Origin of the sequence: Citrobacter sp. RHBSTW-00671, from assembly GCF_014103415.1 — a bacterium.
Lineage (GTDB): Bacteria > Pseudomonadota > Gammaproteobacteria > Enterobacterales > Enterobacteriaceae > Citrobacter.
Genome location: NZ_JABXPR010000001.1, coordinates 2674416 through 2699301 on the forward strand (window position 1 = coordinate 2674416; position 24886 = coordinate 2699301).

At 51.5% G+C, this 24886-nt stretch carries 22 protein-coding genes and 5 pseudogenes; 14 read left to right on the forward strand and 13 right to left on the reverse strand.

The features are described 5' to 3' along the window. Positions 1–2: 2 nt before the first annotated feature. Entirely contained in the window at positions 3–1364 is a 1362-nt protein-coding gene (pabB, locus tag HV261_RS12885) for an aminodeoxychorismate synthase component 1 (protein WP_202038439.1), read from the reverse strand. Between the two features lie 83 nt (positions 1365–1447). Between pabB and HV261_RS12890 the strand changes: the two genes are divergently transcribed. Then, positions 1448–1627 carry a YoaH family protein gene (locus HV261_RS12890; protein ID WP_003020986.1) on the forward strand — a complete coding sequence of 60 codons (180 nt, stop codon included), beginning with the start codon at positions 1448–1450 and terminating at the stop codon, positions 1625–1627. Positions 1628–1633: 6 nt separating this feature from the next. On the opposite strand, the gene HV261_RS12895 is transcribed toward HV261_RS12890, so the two are convergent. Then, positions 1634–1978 carry a RidA family protein gene (locus HV261_RS12895; RefSeq protein ID WP_042307863.1) on the reverse strand — a complete coding sequence of 115 codons (345 nt, stop codon included), beginning with the start codon at positions 1976–1978 and terminating at the stop codon, positions 1634–1636. A gap of 141 nt (positions 1979–2119) precedes the next feature. Here HV261_RS12895 and yoaA point away from each other — a divergent pair, with 141 nt between their 5' ends. The 5 genes from yoaA to rnd all read left to right on the forward strand — a co-directional run bounded on the left by yoaA (position 2120) and on the right by rnd (position 8554). Beyond that, a complete protein-coding gene (yoaA, locus tag HV261_RS12900) occupies positions 2120–4030 on the forward strand; it encodes a DNA repair helicase YoaA (protein WP_202038440.1) in 1911 nt (636 codons plus the stop codon). Between the two features lie 58 nt (positions 4031–4088). After that, on the forward strand, positions 4089–4784 hold the full coding sequence (tsaB, locus tag HV261_RS12905; protein ID WP_202038441.1) for a tRNA (adenosine(37)-N6)-threonylcarbamoyltransferase complex dimerization subunit type 1 TsaB: 696 nt from the start codon (positions 4089–4091) through the stop codon (positions 4782–4784). 95 nt (positions 4785–4879) lie between these two features. Further along, positions 4880–5464 (forward strand): Slp family lipoprotein, encoded by a 585-nt coding sequence (locus tag HV261_RS12910; RefSeq protein WP_202038442.1) that lies wholly within the window; start codon positions 4880–4882, stop codon positions 5462–5464. A 204-nt stretch (positions 5465–5668) separates the two neighbouring features. Continuing rightward, entirely contained in the window at positions 5669–7354 is a 1686-nt protein-coding gene (gene fadD / locus HV261_RS12915) for a long-chain-fatty-acid--CoA ligase FadD (protein ID WP_202038443.1), read from the forward strand. An 84-nt stretch (positions 7355–7438) separates the two neighbouring features. Then, entirely contained in the window at positions 7439–8554 is a 1116-nt protein-coding gene (gene rnd / locus HV261_RS12920; protein ID WP_202038444.1) for a ribonuclease D, read from the forward strand. Positions 8555–8604: 50 nt separating this feature from the next. Here the strand turns inward: rnd and HV261_RS12925 are convergent, their stop codons facing one another. The 5 genes from HV261_RS12925 to HV261_RS12945 form a co-directional block, all read right to left on the reverse strand. Next, positions 8605–9570, reverse strand: coding sequence for a PDR/VanB family oxidoreductase (locus HV261_RS12925; RefSeq protein WP_202038445.1), 966 nt, complete (start codon positions 9568–9570; stop codon positions 8605–8607). A gap of 59 nt (positions 9571–9629) precedes the next feature. After that, a complete protein-coding gene (locus HV261_RS12930) occupies positions 9630–11078 on the reverse strand; it encodes an NAD-dependent succinate-semialdehyde dehydrogenase (RefSeq protein WP_202038446.1) in 1449 nt (482 codons plus the stop codon). Between the two features lie 18 nt (positions 11079–11096). Further along, positions 11097–12221: a carnitine monooxygenase, oxygenase subunit YeaW gene (gene yeaW, locus HV261_RS12935; protein ID WP_061068052.1), complete on the reverse strand. Its 1125-nt coding sequence runs from the start codon at positions 12219–12221 to the stop codon at positions 11097–11099. Positions 12222–12266: 45 nt separating this feature from the next. After that, on the reverse strand, positions 12267–13868 hold the full coding sequence (locus HV261_RS12940; RefSeq protein ID WP_202038447.1) for a BCCT family transporter: 1602 nt from the start codon (positions 13866–13868) through the stop codon (positions 12267–12269). Between the two features lie 257 nt (positions 13869–14125). Continuing rightward, on the reverse strand, positions 14126–15208 hold the full coding sequence (locus tag HV261_RS12945) for a tartrate dehydrogenase (RefSeq protein WP_202038448.1): 1083 nt from the start codon (positions 15206–15208) through the stop codon (positions 14126–14128). Between the two features lie 103 nt (positions 15209–15311). Here HV261_RS12945 and HV261_RS12950 point away from each other — a divergent pair, with 103 nt between their 5' ends. After that, positions 15312–16229 carry a LysR family transcriptional regulator gene (locus HV261_RS12950; protein ID WP_202038449.1) on the forward strand — a complete coding sequence of 306 codons (918 nt, stop codon included), beginning with the start codon at positions 15312–15314 and terminating at the stop codon, positions 16227–16229. An 85-nt stretch (positions 16230–16314) separates the two neighbouring features. Here HV261_RS12950 and minE read toward each other — a convergent pair whose 3' ends face one another. The 3 genes from minE to minC are packed head-to-tail and all read right to left on the reverse strand — an operon-like array spanning position 16315 to position 18128. Beyond that, positions 16315–16581, reverse strand: coding sequence for a cell division topological specificity factor MinE (gene minE / locus HV261_RS12955; protein WP_003833739.1), 267 nt, complete (start codon positions 16579–16581; stop codon positions 16315–16317). A gap of 3 nt (positions 16582–16584) precedes the next feature. Continuing rightward, positions 16585–17397, reverse strand: coding sequence for a septum site-determining protein MinD (minD, locus tag HV261_RS12960; RefSeq protein ID WP_005122235.1), 813 nt, complete (start codon positions 17395–17397; stop codon positions 16585–16587). Between the two features lie 23 nt (positions 17398–17420). Beyond that, positions 17421–18128, reverse strand: coding sequence for a septum site-determining protein MinC (gene minC, locus HV261_RS12965; RefSeq protein ID WP_202039692.1), 708 nt, complete (start codon positions 18126–18128; stop codon positions 17421–17423). 125 nt (positions 18129–18253) lie between these two features. Between minC and HV261_RS12970 the strand changes: the two genes are divergently transcribed. The 3 genes from HV261_RS12970 (at position 18254) to ycgN (ending at position 19816) form a co-directional block, all read left to right on the forward strand. Beyond that, complete coding sequence (locus tag HV261_RS12970) at positions 18254–18547, forward strand: YcgL domain-containing protein (protein ID WP_137381645.1); 294 nt, start codon at positions 18254–18256, stop codon at positions 18545–18547. A 69-nt stretch (positions 18548–18616) separates the two neighbouring features. Next, positions 18617–19276: a fumarylacetoacetate hydrolase family protein gene (locus HV261_RS12975; protein ID WP_048211422.1), complete on the forward strand. Its 660-nt coding sequence runs from the start codon at positions 18617–18619 to the stop codon at positions 19274–19276. 93 nt (positions 19277–19369) lie between these two features. Next, positions 19370–19816 carry a cysteine cluster protein YcgN gene (ycgN, locus tag HV261_RS12980; protein WP_005122244.1) on the forward strand — a complete coding sequence of 149 codons (447 nt, stop codon included), beginning with the start codon at positions 19370–19372 and terminating at the stop codon, positions 19814–19816. A gap of 26 nt (positions 19817–19842) precedes the next feature. On the opposite strand, the pseudogene HV261_RS27980 reads toward ycgN, so the two are convergent. Further along, positions 19843–20037: pseudogene (locus HV261_RS27980) on the reverse strand (site-specific integrase); the annotation flags it as partial. After that, on the reverse strand, positions 20038–20214 hold the full coding sequence (locus HV261_RS27985) for a DNA methyltransferase (protein ID WP_220472505.1): 177 nt from the start codon (positions 20212–20214) through the stop codon (positions 20038–20040). Between the two features lie 8 nt (positions 20215–20222). Here HV261_RS27985 and HV261_RS12990 point away from each other — a divergent pair. Further along, a pseudogene (locus HV261_RS12990) lies at positions 20223–20858 on the forward strand (DNA transfer protein); the annotation flags it as partial. Next, a pseudogene (locus HV261_RS12995) lies at positions 20858–22855 on the forward strand (P22-gp16 family phage DNA ejection protein). The pseudogenes HV261_RS12990 and HV261_RS12995, both read left to right, overlap by 1 nt. 130 nt (positions 22856–22985) lie before the next feature. On the opposite strand, the pseudogene HV261_RS13000 reads toward HV261_RS12995, so the two are convergent. Next, positions 22986–23129 (reverse strand): annotated as a pseudogene (locus HV261_RS13000) (phage tailspike protein); the annotation flags it as partial. Positions 23130–23149: 20 nt separating this feature from the next. Here HV261_RS13000 and HV261_RS27690 point away from each other — a divergent pair. Together HV261_RS27690 and HV261_RS13010 are read left to right on the forward strand one after the other, a co-directional pair. Further along, a pseudogene (locus tag HV261_RS27690) lies at positions 23150–23401 on the forward strand (phage tailspike protein); the annotation flags it as partial. Positions 23402–23884: 483 nt separating this feature from the next. After that, positions 23885–24883 carry a hypothetical protein gene (locus HV261_RS13010; protein WP_202038452.1) on the forward strand — a complete coding sequence of 333 codons (999 nt, stop codon included), beginning with the start codon at positions 23885–23887 and terminating at the stop codon, positions 24881–24883. Positions 24884–24886 lie beyond the last annotated feature (3 nt).

The window sequence follows — 24886 nt, forward strand, 5'->3', positions numbered from 1 at the left end:
TGTCAGTTCTCCAGTTGATGCAAAATACGATTCACTTTATCAAATGTTTCCTGATATTCCGCGTCTTCCTGACTGTCCGCTACAATGCCGCCGCCAGCTGAACAGTACAACTGCCCGCCGGTCGCTGTCAGGGTGCGAATGGTGATACTGGTATCCATATTGCCGCAAAAGCTCAGATAACCGATGCTGCCGCACCAGGCGTTACGACGATGCGGCTCCAGCTCATCAATAATTTCCATTGCCCGCACTTTTGGTGCGCCCGTAATGGAGCCACCTGGGAAGGCGGCACGTAATAGATCGGTCGCGTGCAGCGTCTGCGGCAAACGTGCGGTGATGGTACTGACCAGATGATGTACGGCCGGGAAGGGTTCAACCACAAACAGTTCCGGAACCTTAACCGAGCCTGGAACGGCGACGCGTCCGATATCGTTACGCATCAAATCGACGATCATCAGGTTTTCCGCCCGATCCTTTGGCGAATTGGCCAGCGTGTCGGCTTGCTGGCGATCGGCATCAGGATCGTCCAGTCTGGGTAGCGTGCCTTTGATGGGGCGCGTCTGGATATGCTGATTTTCCAGTTGGATAAAGCGCTCCGGTGACAGGCTGAGGATCGCCCCGTCTTCCAGACGTATAAACGCACTGAATGGCGCGCGGTTGGCACGATTGAGCTGGACAAACGCTTGCCATTCATCGCCCTGATACTGCGCCTGAAAACGTTGGGCCAGGTTGACCTGATAGCAGTCCCCGCTGTGCAGATACTGCTGCACCTGACGAAACTTTTCGCCGTATTGCTCACGGCTCATATTCGAGCGCCATGCCGACGTTAATGTAAAGGGCTCGCGTACCGGCGGCAGTTGATTTTCAAGCCAGGCCAGACGGGCATGCACATCGCTATGGCTAAGTAGTGATATAGTCTGTAGCTGGTGATCGACAATCAACGCCCAGTCATAGATACCGACGGCCATATCCGGCAGGGCGATATCGCATTCGGCGATATTCGGCAGCGATTCAAAGCGGCGGCCCAGATCGTAGCCAAACAGGCCCAGTGCGCCGCCCTGGAACGGGAGGTCGGGATGATAATCGGGCTGAATAGCCAGGGCGGTTAGCGTTGACTGTAATACTGCCATCGGGTCATCAGGCGTGCGCAAAATGCCTTGCCTGTCCTTGACCACCGTCTCCAGAGCACGCGTGACCAGTGTCGCTAAGGGGTCGGCGACCAGAATATCAAAACGGTTATGCGGATGATCGGCATCACCTGAATGTAACAGCATCGCCCAAGGGAGATGGCTTAAGGTCGAAAAATAGCGTTCAGCGGCGTTTTGACACCAGGGTAATGTGATTACTGCGGGAGATAACGTCTTCATCAGTCCTGACTCGTTGCTACTCTACTGGCTAACTGCCCGGTAGCATGAAATAATTAGCGCAGACAATTTAGCAGGAGTTAACAATGTTTGCAGGTTTACCTTCACTCAGTCATGAGCAGCAGCAAAAAGCGGTAGAGCGTATTCAGGAACTGATGTCGCAGGGGATGAGCAGCGGACAAGCGATTGCTCTGGTTGCTGAAGAGCTACGCGCCAGCCATACCGGTGAACGGATCGTGGCGCGTTTTGAAGATGAAGACGAGTAACGTTGCTTAAACCGCAGCGATAATCTTGATCTCGACTTTGTATTTCGGGTTCATCAATCCGGCCTGTACCGTACAACGTACCGGCGCGTGACCGGCAACGACCCACGCATCCCAGGCTTTATTCATTGCGGCAAAATCACTTTTGTCTGCCAGAAAAAGGGTGGCATCAAGGATTCGTGACTTGTTGCTACCCTGTTTTTCCAGCACCGCATCAATTTGTGCCAGCGTATTTGCAGTTTGTTCAAAGGCATCTGCGTCCAGGTTCTCCGGTACGCCGGTGTAGTACAACGTGTTGTTATGGATAACCACGTCAGACCAACGTGCTTCGGCATCAATGCGCACAATCGTCATAAATCATTCCTTATTTACATTTTTCTTCATGGGCTTCAGATTGCGCCAAGACTGCCATAATGTTGCGCCTGCGTCACCTCTTCAACTGGCGAAAGACCCGCTGGCCTGACATAATCCCTGTTCAAATGAACAGGGGGCAGTGTGACGGACGATTTTGCAGCAGACGGTCAATTGGCTAAAGCGATACCGGGTTTTAAACCGCGTGAACCACAGCGACAGATGGCGATTGCTGTCAGTCATGCCATTGAAAAATCACAACCGCTTGTTGTAGAAGCCGGCACTGGCACAGGTAAAACCTACGCTTATCTCGCCCCGGCGCTTCGCGCTGGCAAGAAAGTGATCGTGTCGACGGGTTCAAAAGCGTTGCAGGATCAGCTTTACAGCCGCGACCTCCCGACCGTCGCAAAAGCCCTGAAGTTCACCGGTAAACTGGCGCTGCTAAAAGGGCGCTCCAACTACCTGTGTCTGGAACGCCTCGAACAGCAGGCGCTGGCGGGTGGCGATCTGCCGGTACAAACGTTAAGCGACGTCATCCTTCTGCGTTCATGGTCAAATCAAACCCTTGATGGCGACATCAGCACCTGCGTCAGCGTGGCGGAAGATTCACAGGCCTGGCCACTGGTGACCAGCACTAACGACAACTGTCTTGGCAGCGACTGCCCGCTGTATAAAGAGTGTTTCGTCGTCAAAGCCCGTAAAAAAGCGATGGATGCCGATGTGGTGGTGGTCAACCATCATCTGTTTCTCGCCGATATGGTGGTGAAAGAGAGTGGATTTGGTGAATTAATCCCCGAGGCAGATGTGATGATCTTCGATGAAGCCCATCAGCTACCGGATATCGCCAGCCAGTACTTTGGTCAATCACTCTCCAGCCGGCAACTACTCGATCTGGCGAAAGACATTACGATTGCGTATCGCACAGAATTGAAAGACACCCAGCAGCTACAAAAATGCGCCGATCGTCTGGCGCAAAGCGCACAGGACTTTCGCTTACAGCTCGGCGAGCCCGGCTATCGTGGAAACCTACGAGAACTGTTGGCTGACCAACGTGTGCAACGGGCGTTTCTACTGCTTGATGACACCCTGGAGCTGTGCTACGACGTGGCGAAATTGTCCCTTGGGCGTTCTGCGCTGCTGGATGCCGCGTTTGAGCGCGCCACGCTGTACCGTGCCCGATTAAAACGCCTGAAAGAGATCAACCAGCCAGGATTCAGCTACTGGTATGAATGTACCTCCCGGCATTTTACGCTCGCATTAACGCCGCTTACCGTGGCTGACAAATTCAAAGAAGTGATGGAACAAAAGCCGGGGTGCTGGATATTCACCTCCGCGACATTGTCGGTAAACGACGATCTCCACCATTTTACGGCGCGGTTGGGCATTGATGAAGCCGAGTCGATGCTGCTGCCGAGCCCCTTTGATTACACGCGTCAGGCACTGCTGTGCGTACCACGCAATCTGCCGCAAACCAACCAGCCTGGTGCGGCGCGTCAACTGGCTGCTATGTTGCGCCCTATTATTGAAGCGAACAACGGGCGCTGCTTTATGCTGTGTACCTCGCACGCGATGATGCGCGATTTGGCGGAGCAATTCCGCGCCACCATGACGCTTCCCGTACTTTTACAGGGCGAAACCAGTAAAGGGCAACTGCTACAGCAGTTTGTCAGCGCAGGGAATGCCTTGCTGGTTGCTACCAGTAGTTTCTGGGAAGGGGTGGACGTGCGTGGCGATACGCTGTCGCTGGTGATTATCGATAAATTGCCGTTTACCTCCCCGGACGATCCGCTGTTAAAAGCGCGGATGGAAGACTGCCGCCTGCGTGGCGGCGATCCTTTCGAAGAGGTTCAGCTCCCGGATGCGGTTATCACGCTGAAACAGGGGGTAGGGCGACTGATCCGTGATGCTGACGACCGTGGTGTGCTGGTGATTTGTGATAACCGTCTGGTGATGCGCCCTTATGGCGCGACCTTCCTGGCAAGCCTTCCGCCTGCGCCCCGTACGCGTGATATTGCGCGTGCTGTTCGCTTTCTTGCGATACCATCGGCTGAGTAATTTGTTACGGAGTGTGGTAAGATGCGCGCCAAATTTATTGATCTGATCACAAATACCCATGCGAATTCTGGCTATCGATACCGCCACAGAGGCGTGCTCTGTTGCCCTGTGGAATGACGGTACTATTAAGGCTCACTTCGAGCTTTGCCCACGAGAACATACCCAACGAATTTTGCCGATGGTCCAGGATATCCTGGCCGCTGGCGATTTAACGCTCACCGATATTGATGCCCTGGCATTTGGTCGCGGTCCCGGCAGTTTCACCGGTGTACGCATCGGTATTGGTATCGCTCAGGGGCTGGCGTTAGGGGCGAATTTACCGATGATCGGGGTTTCTACTCTGGCGACAATGGCACAGGGTGCCTGGCGTAAATCCGGTGCGACACGCGTGCTGGCAGCGATTGATGCGCGTATGGGTGAAGTGTACTGGGCTGAATATCAGCGTGATGAAGATGGTGTCTGGCGCGGCGAAGAGACAGAAGCGGTGTTAACGCCGGAGCAGGTACACGATCGCCTGCTGCAGCTTTCTGGCGACTGGGTAACCGTTGGCACGGGCTGGCCAGCCTGGCCTGAACTCGGCAAAGACAGTGGTCTGACGCTGAACGATGGCGACGTATTGCTGCCAGCGGCAGAAGATATGCTGCCTGTCGCGACGCAAATGCTGGCATGCGGCAAGACCGTGGCTGTTGAACATGCTGAACCGGTTTATTTACGTAACACCGTGGCGTGGAAGAAACTTCCTGGTAAAGAATGAATCTTAGTAGTAAATCCCCCGGTTAATACGAACAGCCGCCGATGTGCAGTTGTCTGAACGTGCCGGGGCAGGCGCTAAGAAAAGGGAGTCGCAACATGGTGGTCCAAAAGCAGTTAATGAAAGGTGTACTGGCAGGCGTATTAGCGTTATCGCTAAGCGGCTGTGTCACCATCCCGGATGCGATTAAAGGTTCGAGCCCGACACCGCAGCAGGATCTGGTGCGGGTGATGAATGCGCCGCAGTTGTACGTCGGACAAGAAGCACGTTTTGGCGATAAAGTGGTGGATATTCAAAACCAGCAAGGGAAATCCCGACTGGAGATCGCCACCATGCCGCTCGACAGCGGGGCACGACCGATTCTGGGCGAAGCGTCACGCGGGCGAATTTATGCCGATGTTAACGGCTTCCTCGACCCGGTAGATTTTCGTGGTCAACTGGTCACCGTAGTCGGACCGATTAGCGGAACAGTGGACGGAAAAATTGGTAGTACACCGTATAAGTTCATGCTGATGCAGGTAACCGGTTATAAACGCTGGCATATTACCCAGCAGATTGTGATGCCTCCGCAGCCGATTGACCCCTGGTTCTACGGTGCGCGTGGCTGGCCTTACGGTGGCTACGGCGGATGGGGATGGTACAATCCCGGTCCCGCACAGGTTCAGACCATAGTAACAGAGTAACTCATTGTTTTAATGGTAAAAGAAACAGCGGCTCGTCCGCTGTTTCTGCATTAACGTGGATATAAGAAAAATAAATAGTGACGTGCTTCGCAACCTTGTCGTTGTGTAATAAACAAACTGGTACGCTGAGTTAATATTATGTTAACAGTTTGTTTATTGCCTGGGGTTGTGATGACGACGAATACGCATTTTAGAGGTGATGTATTGAAAAAGGTTTGGCTTAACCGTTATCCCGCAGGTGTTCCCGCGGAGATCAATCCTGACCGTTATCAATCCCTGGTGGAACTCTTCGAACACTCAGTAAGGCGCTATGCCGATCAGCCTGCGTTTATGAACATGGGGGAGGTGATGACCTTTCGCAAGCTCGAAGAGCGCAGTCGGGCATTTGCGGCTTATTTGCAACAAGGACTTGGACTGAAAAAGGGCGATCGCGTGGCGCTGATGATGCCCAACCTGTTGCAATATCCCGTTGCACTGTTTGGGATTTTACGTGCCGGCATGATTGTGGTGAACGTTAACCCGCTGTACACGCCCCGCGAGCTGGAACATCAGCTCAACGATAGCGGTGCCTCGGCGATCGTCATCGTCTCTAACTTTGCTCACACGCTGGAGAAAGTGGTCGATAAGACCTCGGTTCAACACGTGATCCTCACGCGTATGGGCGATCAGTTGTCGACCGCGAAAGGGACGCTGGTTAACTTCGTCGTGAAGTATATCAAGCGTCTGGTGCCAAAATATCACCTGCCGGATGCCATCTCATTTCGCAGTGCGCTGCAAAACGGTTACCGCATGCAGTATGTGAAGCCGGAAGTCGTGTCTGAGGATTTGGCTTTCCTGCAGTATACCGGTGGTACCACCGGTGTGGCGAAAGGCGCAATGCTCACGCACCGTAACATGCTGGCTAACCTGGAACAGGTTAATGCCACATACGGACCGTTGCTGCATCCGGGTAAAGAGCTGGTGGTGACGGCGCTACCGCTGTACCACATTTTCGCGCTCACCATGAACTGCCTGCTGTTTATTGAACTGGGTGGACAAAACCTGCTGATCACTAACCCGCGTGATATTCCGGGGTTGGTGAAAGAGCTGGCAAAATACCCGTTTACCGCGATGACCGGCGTCAATACGTTGTTTAACGCATTGCTGAATAACAAGGAGTTCCAGCAACTGGACTTTTCGTCGTTGCACCTGTCTGCTGGGGGCGGTATGCCCGTTCAGCAGGCGGTGGCAGAACGCTGGGTGAAGCTGACCGGCCAATATCTGCTGGAAGGTTATGGTCTGACCGAGTGTGCTCCACTGGTAAGCGTTAACCCGCACGATATCGACTATCATAGCGGCAGTATCGGGTTACCGGTTCCGTCTACCGAGGTCAAACTGGTTGACGATGACGATAATGAAGTTCCGCCGGGAGAGCCGGGCGAACTGTGTGTTAAAGGGCCACAGGTGATGCTGGGCTACTGGCAGCGCCCGGATGCGACCGATGAAATTGTCAAAAATGGCTGGTTGCACACGGGTGATATCGCAGTGATGGACGACGAAGGCTTCCTGCGTATTGTCGATCGTAAGAAAGATATGATCCTGGTGTCGGGTTTTAACGTTTATCCGAACGAAATTGAAGATGTCGTCATGCAGCACCCCGGCGTTCAGGAAGTGGCTGCCGTCGGCGTACCGTCAGGCAGTAGCGGTGAGGCGGTAAAAATCTTTGTGGTGAAGAAGGATGCTTCGTTAACCGATGAAGCGCTGGTTACTTTTTGCCGTCGTCAACTGACGGGCTACAAAGTTCCGAAACTGGTGGAATTCCGTGATGAGTTGCCGAAATCTAACGTCGGTAAAATTTTGCGACGAGAATTACGTGACGAAGCCCGCGTCAAAGTGGACAATAAAGGCTGAGCGTTAAGACAGCCAGCAGAAAGCGCCGGATAATCCGGCGTTTTTTTTGGCGAAAACCTAAGAGAGCACGATTTGAATTATCAAATGATCACTACGGACGACGCGTTAGCCACGCTGTGCGAAGCCGTCCGTGAATTTCCGGCGATAGCCCTGGATACAGAATTTGTTCGCACGCGTACCTACTACCCGCAGTTGGGGCTGATCCAGCTGTTTGATGGCAAACACGTTGCTCTGATTGACCCGCTTGGGATCACCGACTGGTCGCCGCTGCGCGATATCCTGCGTGACACTACGATCACTAAATTTCTGCATGCCGGAAGTGAAGACCTGGAAGTGTTTCTCAACACGTTTGGTGAACTCCCGCAACCACTGATCGATACCCAGATTCTGGCCGCCTTTTGTGGACGCCCGCTGTCGTGGGGCTTTGCTGCGATGGTGGAAGAGTTCACCGGGGTGGCGCTGGATAAAAGTGAATCGCGCACCGACTGGCTGGCCAGACCGCTGACCGAGCGGCAGTGCGAGTATGCGGCGGCAGATGTCTGGTATTTATTACCGATCACCACAAAACTGATGGCAGAAACCGATGCGTCCGGCTGGTTGCCCGCTGCGCTGGACGAATGTCGTTTGATGCAACAGCGTCGTCAGGAAATTCTGGCGCCTGAAGATGCGTGGCGAGAAATTACCAATGCCTGGCAGTTGCGTACCCGTCAGCTCGCTTGCCTGCAACTCCTGGCCGACTGGCGGTTGCGCAAAGCGCGTGAGCGTGATTTGGCAGTGAACTTCGTGGTGCGCGAAGAACATCTGTGGGCGGTTGCCCGCTATATGCCGGGAAGTCTGGGGGAACTGGATAGTCTGGGTCTCTCAGGTAGTGAAATTCGTTTCCATGGCAAGACGCTGATTTCACTGGTCGAGAAAGCGCAGGCAATGCCGGAAGAAGCCTTGCCGCAACCGTTGCTGAATCTGATGGATATGCCGGGTTATCGCAAGGCATTCAAAGCCATTAAAGCCCTGGTGGCCGACGTGAGTGCGGAGCACAATCTTAGCGTGGAACTCCTTGCTTCGCGTCGTCAAATCAACCAGTTGCTCAACTGGCACTGGAAATTAAAGCCGCAGGCGTCCCTGCCGGAGCTGATTTCCGGTTGGCGTGGCGAACTGATGGCCGACCGCCTCAGGGCGCTGCTGCTGGACTATCCGCAGTAAGCGAGCAGGCCGACCGGGTATAGTCCATCGCTTATCCGGTCGGTTAAATTCTACAAATCAAGCACCAGGCGTTTGCCTTTGGCGCGTGAACAGCAGATAAGCATGCTCTGCTGACTGGCTTTTTCGTCGTCGCTAAAGTATTGATCGCGGTGATCCGCTTCCCCTTCAAGAATCGCCGTCTCACAGGTACCGCACACGCCTTCACGGCACAGACACTCGACTCTGGCAGCTTTGTTATTTTCGATAACCTGCAGAATAGTCATCTCTTGCGGAACGACAAACTCACGTCCGGAACGTGCCAGCACGAGGGTGAACGCATCACCGCTCTTATCCTCTAGCGCAAATTGCTCAAAATGCAGCGTATTGTTATCCAGACCGTGGCGGGCGGCCTCGCGTCTTACGGCATCGTTAAGCACGGCCGGGCCGCAGGTATAAATGTGGGTGCCGGGTTCTACATCGGCCAGCAGACGAGCCAGGTCGAGGCGAGTGCCTTCGCTCGAAAGATGCAGATGAATGCGATCGGCCTGGTGGTGCTGTTTCAGTTCATCATGAAACGCGCAGTTTTCCAGGCTGGGTGAACAGTAATGTAGCTGCCACTGTGCCTGGGCGTTTTCGAGTTCCGGGATCTGCGACAGGAAGGGCGTAATACCAATGCCGCCAGCAATTAACAGATGCTTTTGCGCCTGCGGTTCGAGGGCAAAAAGATTATTGGGCGTGGAAATCGTCAGCGTATCGCCGGGTTTGACCTGCTGATGCAGGTATCGTGAACCGCCTTTGGAATTCTCCTCCAGGCGCACAGCAATTTGCCAGGTGCGGGTATCCAACGGCGAGCTCATCAGCGAGTACGCGTTGCTATAGAGATTTTCGCCATCGCGCATTTGCACGATAATATGGCTGCCGCCCTGGAACGCAGGCAACAGATCGCCTGAGGCAGCCGTTAGGGTGAAGCGCTTTACATGCGCGGTAATCGTTTCAATCTGACTGACCTGAACTTCTCGCATTTGATATTCAGACATTGCGGCACTCCCTAAAAAATCTGTCCGGCGCGGGTTACCCTCCACGCCGGAATCTGTCGTTACAGCCCCTGGCAGAGATATTTCATTTCCAGGTAATCTTCGATACCGTGTTCGGAACCTTCTCGCCCCAGCCCTGATTGCTTCACACCACCGAACGGGGCGACTTCATTCGAGATCAGTCCGGTATTAATCCCGACCATGCCATACTCCAGTTGCTCAGAAACACGCCAGATGCGCGCGGCATCATTGCTGTAGAAGTAGGATGCCAGTCCATAAATGGTGTCATTTGCCTGGCGGATCACATCCTGTTCATCTTCAAACTTCACCAGCGCGGCGACCGGTCCGAATATCTCTTCCTGGAGCAACTGCGTGCCCGGCTGCACGTTGCCGATGACGGTGGGCGTAAAATAGTTTCCTCCCAGCGCATGGCGTTGCCCCCCGGTTAACAGCGTGGCGCCCCGCGTCAGCGCGTCGTCGAGAAGCGCTTGCACTTTGTCGACGGCAGCGGTATTGATCAGCGGACCGGTTTGTACGCCGGGTTGCTCACCGTTGCCGACTTTCAGCGTAGCGACCCGGGCCACGAATTTCTCACAAAACGCGTCATAAACAGCCTGATGAATGTAAAAACGGTTCACGCAAACGCAGGTTTGCCCGGCATTGCGGAATTTAGCCACCAGCGCGCCTTCAACGGCTTTGTCGAGATCCGCGTCCTCAAATACGATAAACGGCGCGTTGCCGCCCAGCTCCAGTGAGACCTTTTTGATAGAATCGGAACACTGACGCATCAGTACGCGCCCTACCTCGGTAGAGCCGGTAAACGACAGTTTGCGTACGCGATCGTCAGCGGTAAACATTGCACCAATTTCGCGAGACTTTCCGGTCACGACATTGATAACACCCGCCGGAATACCGGCCTGACGTGCGAGTTCTGCCAGCGCCAGCGCGGTAAACGGTGTTTCGTTGGCCGGTTTGACGACCATCGTACAACCTGCGGCCAGCGCGGGACCGGCTTTGCGGGTGATCATTGCCGCAGGGAAGTTCCATGGCGTAATTGCCGCGCAGACTCCGATACCCTGACGGATCACCATCAACCGCTTATCCGTCGTAGGCGAGGGGATTATCTCGCCATTAGTACGTTTAGCCTGCTCGGCAAACCACTCAATAAACGACGCGGCATAGACAATCTCTCCTTCCGCCTCAGCCAGCGGCTTGCCCTGCTCGGCGGTCATGATTTGCGCCAGCGCCGTTTTGTTGTCGAGAATTAAATGATGCCAGGCTTTAAGCAACGTGGAACGTTGGGCTGCGGTCATTGCCCGCCAGGCCGGTAGCGCCTGAGATGCGGCATCAATGGCGCGTTGCGCCTCTGACGTTCCCATGTTGGGAATTTGCCCCAGAACGGCCCCTGTTGCCGGGTTGCTGACTGACAACGTGTTACTGTCATCGGCATCACACCAGTGTCCGGCGATAAACGCCTGCTGGCGAAAAAGTGAAGTCTGAAAAACGGTCATGACGAACTCCTTCGCGGATTAATCCTGAAACACCTGAGCGACCAGATTATGGAAATGGGCAATGCCATGTTCGGAGATTCCGCTACCGCTGGTGTCGGCCATAATGCGTCCCTGTCCACGATAGCCACGTGATTTCAGACCTTTTTGTACGCTCTCAACCAGGCGTAAATCCTCAGGGCGGAAGACATTGCGATACCATTCGATCAGTGCTTTTTGCTCTTCGGTCAGCTCTTCATTAGTGAAATAGATGTCGTAGTTTTGCAGCGTGGTTTCTGCATCCACCGGGAATTCATAAATAACGGTCATCATGCCTTTGATTGGCGTGACGTTGAGCATGGTGCACGGCCACAACCAGAAGCCGTGGAACGCAGCATCAACACCTTCTTCGAACTTAAATGACTGTTCAGAGGGTTTGGCAAAACCGTATTGCAGCGTCCAGTTGCCGTGCATGGTATGCCAGTAACGGTCAACCTGTACTGAGTCGGAAAAACCAGGGTGGGCCGGACCGCAGTGGTAGCACTCCAGATAGTTATCAACGATATTTTTCCAGTTGGCCGGCGTGCGGGTAGTGAAACGCGCGGCGAGTTTCAGATCGTGCACGTCAGGGCAGGCCTCGACGACTTTGGCTGCCAGTCCCGGAAGCTGATCTTCAACGCTACCGGCGTTCGGGTCCATATTGATGAAGACAAAACCGGCATATTCTTCGAGTCGTACTGGTGTCAGATGCGCCTTTTCACTGTCAAAGTTGGCGACGTTTTCACAGTTACGCGCATGCGCCAGATTGCCATCAAGTTTGAACGCCCACGCGTGGTAGGGGCAGGTAATCACGTTTTTGGCTTTCCCTTCGCCGCTCAGCAGTTGATGACCACGATGCGGGCAGACGTTGTAGAATGCGCGCAGTACATTATCGCGACCACGCACCAGCACGATGTTCTCACCAATCACTTCACGCGTGACATAGTCATTTGGCTTTGCCAGTTCGCTGCTGTGGGCAACACAAATCCAGCTTTTGGCAAACACGTTCTCTTGTTCGTGTTCAAAAGCCTGCTGGTCGGTATAGAACCGTGCCGGGATAGTCCAGGCGTCCTGCGGATTAGCACAAAAATTTTGCGGCAGAATAAACTCAGGGCTCAGATTGCTCATTGGATTACCTTTAATTTGTGAGTAAGAGGATTCTTTTACTGGCGCTTAATTGCCGCCTTTGAGTAGTGTCCCAGCCGGTGGCGTGACAGGCGCGTCGACCGGTGCTTCGGGAAGATAACTTTCAATTTGGTGAGCAGGTACATGGGCATAGTCCTGACGTACCCAGCGCAGAAAACCGCCGACCTTCACCAACAGGATGGCGAGGAAGGGAAGGGCGGTCAGAACCACCGTGGTCTTCATTGTTTCCAGAGACGCACCGGTGAATAAAATGGATAATGGAATCAATGTGATGACTACACACCAGAACAAACGTAAGCTTCGTTCAGGATCTTCCCCTTCCTGTAGGTTACGTGTGCTGGTGGCTGCCATGGTGTAGGCCACGGCATCCATATGCGAGGCAAGGAAAATAATCATGATGGCCAGATACGCGACCAGGAACAGCTTCCCGGCAGGCAGTGACATCAGTACCTGCTGCACCGCCGTTTCGCCGCCCTGCGTTGCCATGATCTGCGGGATATCAATCACGCCATTGACAAACTGATGGATAGAGTAGCTCTCCATCACCCCGAAGAAGAACCAACAGCCGACGGTGCTGCCAAGGATTAACGCCCAGATAACCTCTTTGATTTTGCGCCCGCGAGAAACGCGCGTCACAAACATAGCAACACCCGGGGTGTAGGAGATCCACCACAGCCAGTAGAACACCGTCCAGTTGCGGGTAAACTCACCGTTACCGAGCGGGTCGGTAAACAGGCTCATCTGCAAAAAGTTTTGTGTCGTCAGGCCGATAGCGTTGATGATGTTATTGGTGATGAACTCGGTTGGGCCGACAATCAGTACCACCAAAGGCAGTAAAAATGCCCCCCAGCCCACCATCTTGCTCAGACGTTGCAGACCATTGTTGATGCCAATCCAGGAGCTGAGGCAGAAGATGCCGCCAGAGAACAGGATCACAAAGGCTTGTACCGTAAAGTTATCCGGTAAACCGGTAAGTGCTGATAAACCACGGGTGAAGGTTGCAGCGGTAACGACCAGGGAGATGGTTAACGCGCCGACGGTGGCGATCAGGAACATCAAATCGACCAGTCTTCCCCATACGCCCTGTGGATGAACGCCGGTGATAGCGGCAATTATCCCGGACAGGCTCAAACCTTTATTTTTACGCACATGGAAATGGTAGGCCATGGTTAACGAGGCCAGTGTGTAGGTCGCCCACGCGCTGATCCCCCAATGGAAAAAGGAGTAGGGCAGACTAAATTCCAGCGCTTTTTGTGAATGTGGGGCGATGTTCAGACCCGGCGTTTGGTAGTAATAGGCCCATTCAGCAACACCCCAGTAGAGGGTGGAGGAGCCTAATCCGGCGCAAATAAACATAAACAGCCAGGAAAGGGTACTGTATTCTGCTTTACCTTCACCGAGGCGAATATTGCCGTATTTGCTGGTGGCCAGCCAGACAACCAGCCCCATAGCCATGAGGACCAGGATCTGCACGGCGGAACCCAGCATGCGAGTGACGCCGTTAAAAATGGTATTCGCTACTTGTGCAGACTGCTGAGGGAAGAGACTGAGTGTGGCGGCGATAAAAAGAATAGCCACCAGGCTGATGGCTATCAGTGGCACATCTTTTTTCTTTACGTTGCTCAACATGGATGATCTCCTGGGCATAGTCGCCCGCGTTTGGCATTAGCCTGTCGTTGTTATCATGCTGTAGGGTAAGATTTTGTCGCTTCGTATTTAACAATTTTATTATTTGTTCTTTACATGAATTAAACAATTGCCTGATGCGTGAAGCAATAAAACACGGAACGGAAATAATAAAAAGTGAATTCACGCAGGTTATTTGACGCACAGGACACATAAAAAAACCGCGTCAGTGACGCGGTTCATATTTCGTGGTTTGACCTCTAACGTAGTGCCCGGCAGATAGCGTCACCTACCTGTTGCGTGGTGGCATTGCCTTTCATGTCCGGCGTTTTAGGGCCGCTGGCAATCACCTGTTCAATCGCAGCCAGAATGCCATCGTGGGCGGCCTGATAATTCGCATCGCCGTTGCCAAGGAAATCCAGCATCATCGCACCAGCCCAGATGGTGGCAATTGGGTTCGCAATATTCTTGCCGTAGATATCAGGGGCCGAACCGTGGACCGGTTCGAACAACGATGGGAAGGTTCGTTGCGGATTTAAGTTTGCCGAGGGGGCAATGCCAATCGTGCCAGTGCAGGCTGGCCCTAAATCGGACAGGATGTCGCCAAACAGGTTAGAGGCGACCACCACATCAAAACGCTCCGGTTGCATGACAAAACGGGCGCACAGAATATCGATATGCTGTTTATCCCAGCGGATTTCAGGGTACTGGGCGGCCATTGCTTCAACGCGTTCATCCCAGTAAGGCATGCTGATGGCCAGGCCGTTTGATTTAGTGGCCGAGGTCAGCGTTTTACGCGGACGGCTCTGTGCCAGTTCAAACGCGTAACGCAAAATGCGATCAACGCCACGACGCGTGAAGACCGACTCCTGAATGACCACTTCATGTTCGGTACCCTCGCTTACGCGCCCGCCCAGTGATGAATACTCGCCTTCGGTATTTTCACGCACAACGTAGAAATCAATGTCGCCGGGTTTCTTGCCCGCCAATGGGCAAGGAACACCAGGAAACAGGCGTACCGGACGCAGGTTGACGTATTGATCGAACTCACGACGAAACTTGAGTAACGAGCCCCATAGTGAGATGTGATCCGGTACAGTGTCCGGCCAGCCGACGGCACCAAAGTAGATAGCGTCGAAGGATTTCAACTGTTCATGCCAGTCATCCGGCATCATCTTGCCGTGATGCGTATAGTACTCGCAGCTGGCCCATTCCATTTGCTCAAAGCTGAGCGACAGGTCCCAGCGTTCGGCGGCTGCCTGTAACACATGAATGCCTTCAGGCAGGACTTCTTTACCAATGCCATCTCCGGGGATAGCGGCAATACGACAGGTTTTCTTCATAGCAGCTCTCACTTGTACGCCATCAAAATTGACTTTCCCCTTATCCTATAATTGACTGATTAATAGTTAATCCCTCCAACTGGTGAAACATAAAACACAGATCATGAATAATCTGCCGCTGTTAAATGATTTACGCGTCTTTATGCTGGTTGCCCGCCGCGCGGGTTTTGCCGCGGTTGCTGAGGAGCTAGGCGTTTCACCCGCTTTTATCAGCAAGCGTGTTGCGTTGCTGGAACAGACACTGAACGTGGTGTTGTTACACCGTACAACACGGCGTGTCACCATCACGGAGGAAGGGGAACGGATCTACGAATGGGCCCAGCGGATCCTGCAGGATGTGGATCAGATGATGGATGAGCTGTCTGATGTCCGGCAGATCCCGCAGGGGATGTTACGTATTATCAGCAGCTTTGGATTTGGTCGCCGTGTCGTGGCTCCAGCGTTGTCAGCGCTGGCAAAAGAGTATCCGCAGCTGGAGTTGCGGTTTGACGTTGAGGATCGGTTAGTCGATCTGGTTAATGAAGGTGTCGATCTTGATATTCGTATCGGGGATGATATTGCACCCAATTTGATTGCACGTAAGCTGGCGACCAATTATCGAATATTATGCGCATCACCCGAGTTTGTGGCGCAGCACGGTACACCGAAACAACTGAACGATCTGTCCACGTTGCCCTGCCTGGTGATTAAAGAGCGCGATCATCCATTTGGCATCTGGCAAATGCGTAACAAAGAGGGCGTGCACTCGATCAAGGTGACGGGGCCGCTCTCCTCCAATCATGGCGAAGTTGTTCACCAATGGTGTGTGGATGGTCAGGGGATTGCGCTACGTTCATGGTGGGATGTCTGCGATAACATCGCCAGTGGGCATCTGGTTCATATATTGCCTGACTATTATCAACCAGCAAATATTTGGGCTGTTTATGTGTCACGTCTGGCGACGTCAGCAAAGATCCGTATTACCGTGGAGTACTTACGTCGCTATTTTGCTGAGAACTACCCGAAGTTCGGTTTGGAATAAATGGGGCGCAGCCTGGACTACGATCAAAAATAAAAAAGGCAGAATAATCTGCCTTTTTTCAACCATGACTCATTTACAAAAGACGCTATTTAGACTCTTCTGCTTCAGGTAAAGTCACGTTAAGTTCGAGGATAGAAATATCGCCGTCTTTTTGTTCAAGCTGTACGGTGACCATTTCAGGATCAATTTGTACATACTTACAGATAACGTCGAGAATATCTTTCCTCAACTGCGGTAAATAATGCGGCTCTGCGTCACTACGACGACGTTCCGCAACAATAATCTGCAGTCGCTCTTTAGCGATGTTCGCTGTGCTCTTTTTCCGCGAGAGAAAAAAATCCAGTAATGCCATAACTTATCCTCCGAACAGGCGTTTGAGGAAACCTTTCTTCTCTTCTTCAATGAAGCGGAAAGGACGTTCTTCTCCCAACAGACGGTCTACGGTATCAGCATAGGCTTTGCCGGCATCAGCATTGATGTCGAGAATAACCGGCTCACCCTGGTTAGACGCGCGCAGGACTGACTGATCTTCAGGAATCACGCCAACCAGCTTGATTCGCAGAATTTCCAGTACGTCTTCCATGCTGAGCATGTCACCTTTATTTACGCGGCCAGGGTTATAGCGCGTAAGCAGCAGATGCTCTTTAATCGGATCTTCGCCATTTTCAGCGCGACGAGATTTCGACGCCAGAATACCCAGAATACGGTCAGAGTCACGTACAGAAGACACTTCCGGGTTGGTGGTAATAATGGCTTCGTCGGCAAAATACAGGGCCATCAGCGCGCCGGTCTCAATACCCGCCGGGGAGTCGCAGACGATGAAGTCAAAATCCATCGCTTTCAGATCGTCCAGAACTTTCGCGACGCCTTCACGGGTCAGCGCGTCTTTATCACGAGTCTGTGAGGCCGGAAGAATAAAGAGATTTTCGGTACGTTTATCTTTGATCAACGCCTGATTTAACGACGCATCGCCCTGAATAACGTTGACGAAGTCATAAACGACGCGACGTTCACAACCCATAATCAAATCAAGGTTACGCAGGCCGATATCAAAATCAATAACGACTGTTTTCTTTCCCTTCTGGGCCAAACCTGTAGCGATGGCCGCGCTGGAGGTGGTTTTGCCAACGCCCCCTTTACCCGAAGTAACAACAATAATGCGTGCCATAGAAATTCCTTGTTAAAAAGGGATCAATTCAACGGTTGAACTGTCAAAGCGTTCTCTGCCAATTGCAGACGTGCCGCTTTGCCATAAAATTCTGCTGGGATTTTATCACTCAGCCAATAAACACCTGCGATAGACACCAGTTCTGCCGTCAGGTGGGTACAGAAAATTTGCGCTTCCCGATCGCCGCTTGCGCCCGCCAGAGCACGGCCTCTCATCATGCCATAAACGTGAATATTGCCATCAGCGATAAGCTCTGCGCCCGCACTGACGTGACTTGTAACAATCAGATCACATTGTGGAGCATAAATGCGCTGACCGGAACGAACCGGTACATTTATTAATCGTGTTTTTGTGATGGGAGTAACGTTTTGCGGCGGTGCGGCAGGTGCCGGAGCTTCAACAGGTGCGGAACGAATGGCTTTTTCTTTACCTTCTGTCAGTAAAGGAAGCCCCATTTCGTCGATTTCTGCCTTAAGTTTTGCATCCTTGCATCCGCTAACACCAATAATGCGCAGACCCGTGGACGTGATGACTTTTTGCAGCGCCGACCAGTTTACCGGGCTTTCAAGGCCACTCACGTTGATCACCACGGGAGCATGTTTTAAAAATGCAGGTGCCTGCGCGATTTTGTCTTCCAACGCCTGACGAATAACCTCGGGTTCTGCTTCATGTAAGTGAACCACTGATAAGGTGAAGCTACTGCCTTTAAGCTCGATTGGCGTGTTTGACATCCTGGCCTTACTCAATTTGCTATTATCATCCCCAGTGCGGGGTGATATTCCGAAGACTATAAGGCATGTTATAGTCAGTATTATATTGAGGCAAGCCACCATTCCGTGAATTCAGAGTAAAAGATATGTTTTGTGTGATCTACCGAAGCAGCAAACGTGACCAGACCTATTTATATGTCGAAAAAAAAGACGATTTCTCGCGTGTTCCTGAAGAACTGATGAAAGGATTTGGTCAGCCAAAGCTGGCAATGATTTTACCGCTTGATGGTCGTAAAAAACTGGTTAATGCCGATCTTGAAAAAGTAAAACAGGCACTAACCGAGCAGGGCTATTATTTACAAATACCACCGCCGCCTGAGGATTTACTCAAACAGCATTTATCTGCGGTAAAACAAAATACACCAGACGCTAAACGTTAAACTGCATCCGGCAGCAGCATGTCTCATCGATGCAGTACCTGAAATCTATGACTACGTTAGGGGAAAGTAATGTATCAACATCACAACTGGCATGGTGCTCTGCTGGATTATCCGGTGAGCAAAGTGGTTTGCGTAGGTAGCAATTATGCAAACCATATTAAAGAGATGGGGGGAGCAACGCCGGAAGAGCCGGTGTTGTTTATTAAGCCTGAAACTGCGCTGTGTGATTTGCGCCAACCGCTGGTTATTCCGGCGGATATGGGTTCCGTTCATCACGAAGTTGAACTGGCCGTGCTGATCGGGGCAACCCTGCGCCAGGCGACAGAAGAGCATGTGCGCAAAGCCATCGCTGGCTATGGTGTGGCGCTGGACCTGACCCTGCGTGATATCCAGGGCAAAATGAAAAAAGCGGGTCAGCCGTGGGAAAAAGCGAAGGGTTTTGACAACTCTTGTCCGCTGTCCGGGTTTATTCCGGTCGCGGAATTTAACGGTGATCCGCAGGATACTCAGCTCGGATTAACGGTGAATGGCGAAGTACGCCAGCAGGGCACTACGGCGGATATGATCCATCATATTGTTCCATTGATTGCTTACATGAGCCGATTCTTCACGCTTAAAGCCGGTGATGTGGTATTGACCGGGACGCCAGCAGGCGTTGGGCCGTTACACAGCGGTGATGAACTGGCTATCAGTTTCCATGGTCAGACGCTAACCACCCGGGTGTTGTAATCTCTGCTTGCCGCCTATTTCGGGCGGCAAAACTTGCATCAACGTGCCAGACTGGTTATAAGGTGCAGCTTTAGTGAAATAGCGGATACCCTGATGAGCGACATACCTTTCTGGCAAAGTAAAACCCTTGATGAAATGACCGATGCCGAGTGGGAGTCATTATGTGATGGGTGCGGCCAATGCTGCCTGCATAAGCTGATGGATGAAGACACCGACGAAATCTACTTTACCAACGTCGCGTGCAAGCAACTCAATATCAAAACCTGCCAGTGCCGTAATTATGAACGTCGATTTGAATACGAGCCCGATTGCATCAAACTCACGCGTGATAACCTGCCAACCTTTGAATGGTTGCCGATGACCTGCGCCTATCGTTTATTAGCGGAAGGGAAAGGGTTACCGGACTGGCACCCATTGCTGACGGGGTCAAAGGCGGCAATGCACGGTGAGCGTATTTCAGTACGCCATATCGCGGTGAAGGAATCAGAAGTGCGTGACTGGCAGGACCATATTCTGAACAAACCTTCATGGGCGGACTAACGTCATGATGTTAAAGGAGTTTGTGTTTACTCGTTTTGGGCATGGGGCGCCTGTGGGGCATCACCTTCGAAATTAGCATTCAATATTGCCAGTTGATTGTCATTGTTGTCGGACATCCATTTACCGTAAATGCTGTAAACCATCTGTGCCGATGTATGCCCCATTTGAGCTGCAATGAAGTTGGGATTGACTCCGGCGCTTAATGCCCAACAAGCATAGCTTCATACGGCCTCCGTCGTCTTTTTGAAGGAGTGAGCTATTCGCGCCGATGCGATTGTCGCGTAGTCAGGATTCATGTCTATTCTGATGAAGCTGAAACCTTCTTCTATGGCTGCTCGACCCGTGCTCCCGCTACCCATCCATGGATCAAGAACGGTACCGCCATGCGGGGTAATCAACCTGCATAGGTAGCCGAGTAGTTCAGTTAGCTGACGGGCGCACTGTAAATATTGGAGGAAAGCTCCACGGAGCGGGTGCTAATGCATTCTATGAGGGCGTTGATGACTATGGGAATATGGTCAGAGTTCCTGCCAATGCCATCGCTGCACCTCCTACATCGGCCGCCAGTGCGCAAAATTACGGGATGAAGAAAGACCTTGATGCAATATTCAAAGCATCACCAGATCAATTGGGGTTTATGACGGGGATTACTGGAGGTAGTGGCACTCCATCATGGGATGCAGAAGCTAGAAGCCGGTGGAGTGGTGGTGACCAGCGCCAACTTTTCAATGCTACCAAGCGCATTCAGGGAAAAATGCAAAATCAGGGCATTGCCGCAGCTCGTGATATGGGCGCATCAGGCATCAACACCGTTGCAGAGGCGAAGATGTACTTTCAGGGCATGCCGCAGGTTGACTATTCAAGCCCTCAAGCTATGCAGAAGTCTATTCGAGAAATTAAGCAGTACACCGACAACTACAACCAGCAGTATCAGGTTGATGTTGGTAATGGTGGGCAGCGGCAACAGCAAACATCACTGACGGCAGCACAACAACCAACGCAATCGAAAACATCGGGTTACCAGTCTCTATGGGGTGATTAATGGCTAAGGCATGGAAAGACGTTATTGCCTCTCAACAGTACTAGGCATTAGCACCAGAGCAGAAAGCACAGGCGCAGGAGCAATACTTCAATGAAGTAGTCTCCCCACAAGCAGGAAGCGATGCAGAGCAGGCCAAGCAGGCTTTCTACGCTGCTTACCCGCCCCCAACAACTCAACAACCTGTACAGCAGACGCAGGAATCGGTTCAACCACAGCAAGAAGATGGATTCATGTCTGACCTTGGCAATGCTGCTGCAGAGACTGGGCGCGGATTGCTTCAGGCTGGCGTTAATCTGGCGAATATTCCGGCATCATGGCTGATGCAGTAGCCAGTGCCGGGGCATGGGCTGGTCAGAAGCTTGGTATAGGAGATGGAACTTATCAACCAGCTCCACGCGTCACGACCCAAGGGCTTGAGCAGGACTTCGGTTTGCAGCAGGGGGCGCTTACTCCTCAGACAACAGAAGGTAAAATCTTCTCAGAAGCGCTTCCATACCTGACTCCAGTAGGAGCAGAACGAATTGCAGCACAGGCTCCATCTATTGCAGGACGTGTTGCTCAGGGCGCATCACGTTTGCTTGCAGAGAACGCTGTTGGTTCTCTGGCTGCAAATAGTGAACGTGATAATCCTGAAGCTCTGGCAGCAGATCTAGGTACTGGTGTTGCACTTGGTGGGGCTATTAACCAGTTGGGCCGTGCCGCAGGGGCTGTCTATCGTGGAATCCGCGGTACGATAGCACCAGAAGCGCAACAGGCTATTCAGTTCGCTAATGCTGCTGACGTTCCTCTGCATACGACTGACGTTTTGCAGCCAAATTCCCGTGTCGGTCGCATGGCGCAAACCGCAGCTGAAAACATCCCGTTCGCCGGCACAAGCTCAATGCGAGCTGGACAGCAGGAAGCTCGCAGCCAGTTGGTAGATGAGTTTGCATCGCGATTTGGTGAGTATGAACCGTCGATTGTGGTTGGTAGCCTGAAGGCTAAATCATCTGGAATTCGCAGAGCTGCTGGAAATCGTCTGGAACAGGTACAGAACGCCATGGCAGGAGTTAACATCCAGCCAGGTCGTGCTATTCAGCAAATTGATAATGAAATCGCTGATTTGCAGAAGCTTGGAGGCGCTGCCGATAACGAAACCATCTCAAAGCTTAAAATATACAGGGACGAGTTATCTCGCAATGCCGGGGCAAGCGGACCAATGGCTATGGATCTGCAGCAACTAAGTGCATTGCGCAGCCAATTCAGACAGGACGTGAAGGGAGAGCGTCAGGCTCTAATTAACAGATCTGAGGCTGCAGTTTATCGAGTCTACAACGCAATTACCGGAGATATCGACAGCGCTATAGGGCAGAATCATTGGTAATGACAGCCTGCGTCGTTATAAGCAAGCTAACTCCATCTACGCTGACGAAGCCAACAAACTACAGAATACTCGCCTCAAGAATGTGATCATGAAAGGAGACCTAACTCCTGAAGTGGTAAACAACATGCTTTTCAGCAAGAACAAATCAGAGGTTCAGAATCTGTATCGGTCTGTCGGACAGGTGGGGCGAGCTCAAATGCGTAATGGCATCATCGGAAAGGCTATGGAGAAATCAGGTGGTTCTCCAGACCAATTCCTGCGCCAGGTTAACTTGATGTCAAACCAGACGGGAATCGCTTTTAAAGGACGAGATGCTGCATATCTGAAAGGACTGAAGAACTACCTTGAGTCAACCAAGCGAGCAGGTCAGGCCGGGGTAACAACGCCAACAGGTCAGCAGACAATCCCGTTCATTTTAGGTATCGGATCTGCAACGAACCCGGCACTCGTTGGGGTTGGTGGTGGTTATGGATTGCTGGCGAGAATGTATGAGAGTGAACCGGCACGTAACGCAATGCTTCGTCTTGCCAACACGCCTCGTGGATCTACGGCATTTGAGAAGGCGTTAGCAGATGTTGAGCAAGTTGTTAACTCTGTTGCTCAGGGCGCTAAGTCAGAAACGTTAAGCGAATAGCAACTTTCCTACAACAACACCGCAGAGTAACAAAGCAAAGTTCAGCAAATCACGTTCCATAAATCCTCCTGAATTTCAAATCATTATAATCCAAATTCACCGCAACGTTGCGCAAGTTTTAGCTTGTGCAGTTATCAGGATCAGTCATCTCACCAGGAGGTGTATCTATTTTTGAAATGTATATTTTGCCATTAAAGTTAGCTTTAAATGAGCGTGCCAAGGTAAACAATTGAGCTGGCATGCTTACAACAATATTGGCTGTAATGTCTGACATTTGCTATGCTCCGGGCGCAGCAAAACTATGTGCAGGTTTATCTGGAGAATGAGGATGGGTCACACGTCCCAGTTTCTCAGCCAATTATCATCAATGCAGGCGGATATCCTGTTTACAACGGACAGATTTCAAAGTTTGTTACCGTTGAAGGTTATGCAATGTCTGTATATGACGCCGCGGGTGTTCAGCAACACTACTTCCCAAACATACTGAAATACGCCCCGGATCAGTTAAGACAGGGTTTGGCTGGGCAAGGCGGTGCAGATTTAATTGGTATAGGTAATAGCACGGTAGCAGAAAGGCTCAACAACTCTATGATTCAGGCAGTGCACAATCTCTATGGTTTCACACCAGACAGGAAAGTAACTGTAAACGTGATATCAATGTTTGATGGATGGTCAGTTGATGCTACTGGAAATTACCGGCCATATGGAGGTGGGCATTTCGTTTTCGATCCTGACATGGAAAAGAGCAAGCATGATGGAGCATTCATAGTAAGCTCCACAGTACCTTGGGATGGCTCTCTGGCTGGTCGTGATGACTGGCTGGATAAAGTTGGTGAAACATCACCTACCGGGAAGGGTGCTTGGGTTCGTTGCGCTTCAGGAAGGAAGGTAAATATCCTATGATATGGTGCTACACGAGTTAATGCTGATGATAATACGAAGCCTATTAAAAAATTCGTAAACAAAATGCTGTCTGAGAACATGAATGGGTATGTTCCGAGAGGCAATTACCGATCTGTTGAGCGCATATTGTTTGATTTGAATATATCACCCACCAGAAACTTTGGTGAACTTTCTGGCGATGGAGCATATGAAAACATACTGTTCTCCAGTGCAACCGATGCCAATGCAATTCATTTTTACAATTCGAAAGGTGCTGAAGGACCAGACTGTTTCCAGGGTAAAATTAGCAGAATAGGGTTCTCAGCATCCCCTCTTTCTGGTGCTGCCATTATATTTGGACTTGAGGACTTCACTGATAACTTCGGAAACTGGAGTTTTGATCAGGTTCACTTCGCATCTGATACCAGAGTTGGAACTGTTACAGATGACAGGATCGTTCTGAAACTTAACTGGCTTTTTGATTGCACTTTTAATAACGTTGTTGTTACAGGATATCCTAACTATGGAAAATCTGTAGAAATGGATAAGGTTCAGTTCACAACATGGAATGGTGGCAGTATATCAAATGCTAAGTATGGGCTGTATTTTGGAGCGGTATCAGCAAATAACCACAGCATAGTGTTTACATCTCTGGACATGGAGAATATTCATTATGGTGTCTATAGCAGAGATATTCACCTCGAAAAGATTAGATTTATTTCTCCATTTGTCGATATTCGAGATCCCTATGCTGATGACGAACCGGCAGACAACTATGTAATAAATATTGAACAAGGTGACAGAAAGGCTGTTTTAATTGATGACATCAGGCTAGGTCGTGTTTATTCAAATCTTTATACTGGTAAATTTTTTGGACCAACGCATAGTCATGAAAAATTAATGGTTACTGGTTTTTATCCAGACCAACCAAATCCAGCGGTTCCCGCTACTGATATAGCCTGTCAAAACAAAACAGGTCAATTGCAGAGGGTTCTTGTTTACCTTGCGCTTGGCACTACCAGTATCTTCATCAATGGAGAGGACACAGGTTTTAAAAGTGGTGAGTTCACCATCGATGTTGGAGAGCAAATTGCCATTAGATATACGGAAACTGCTCCGGCGTGGAGATGGAAAGCCATTCGCTGAGTA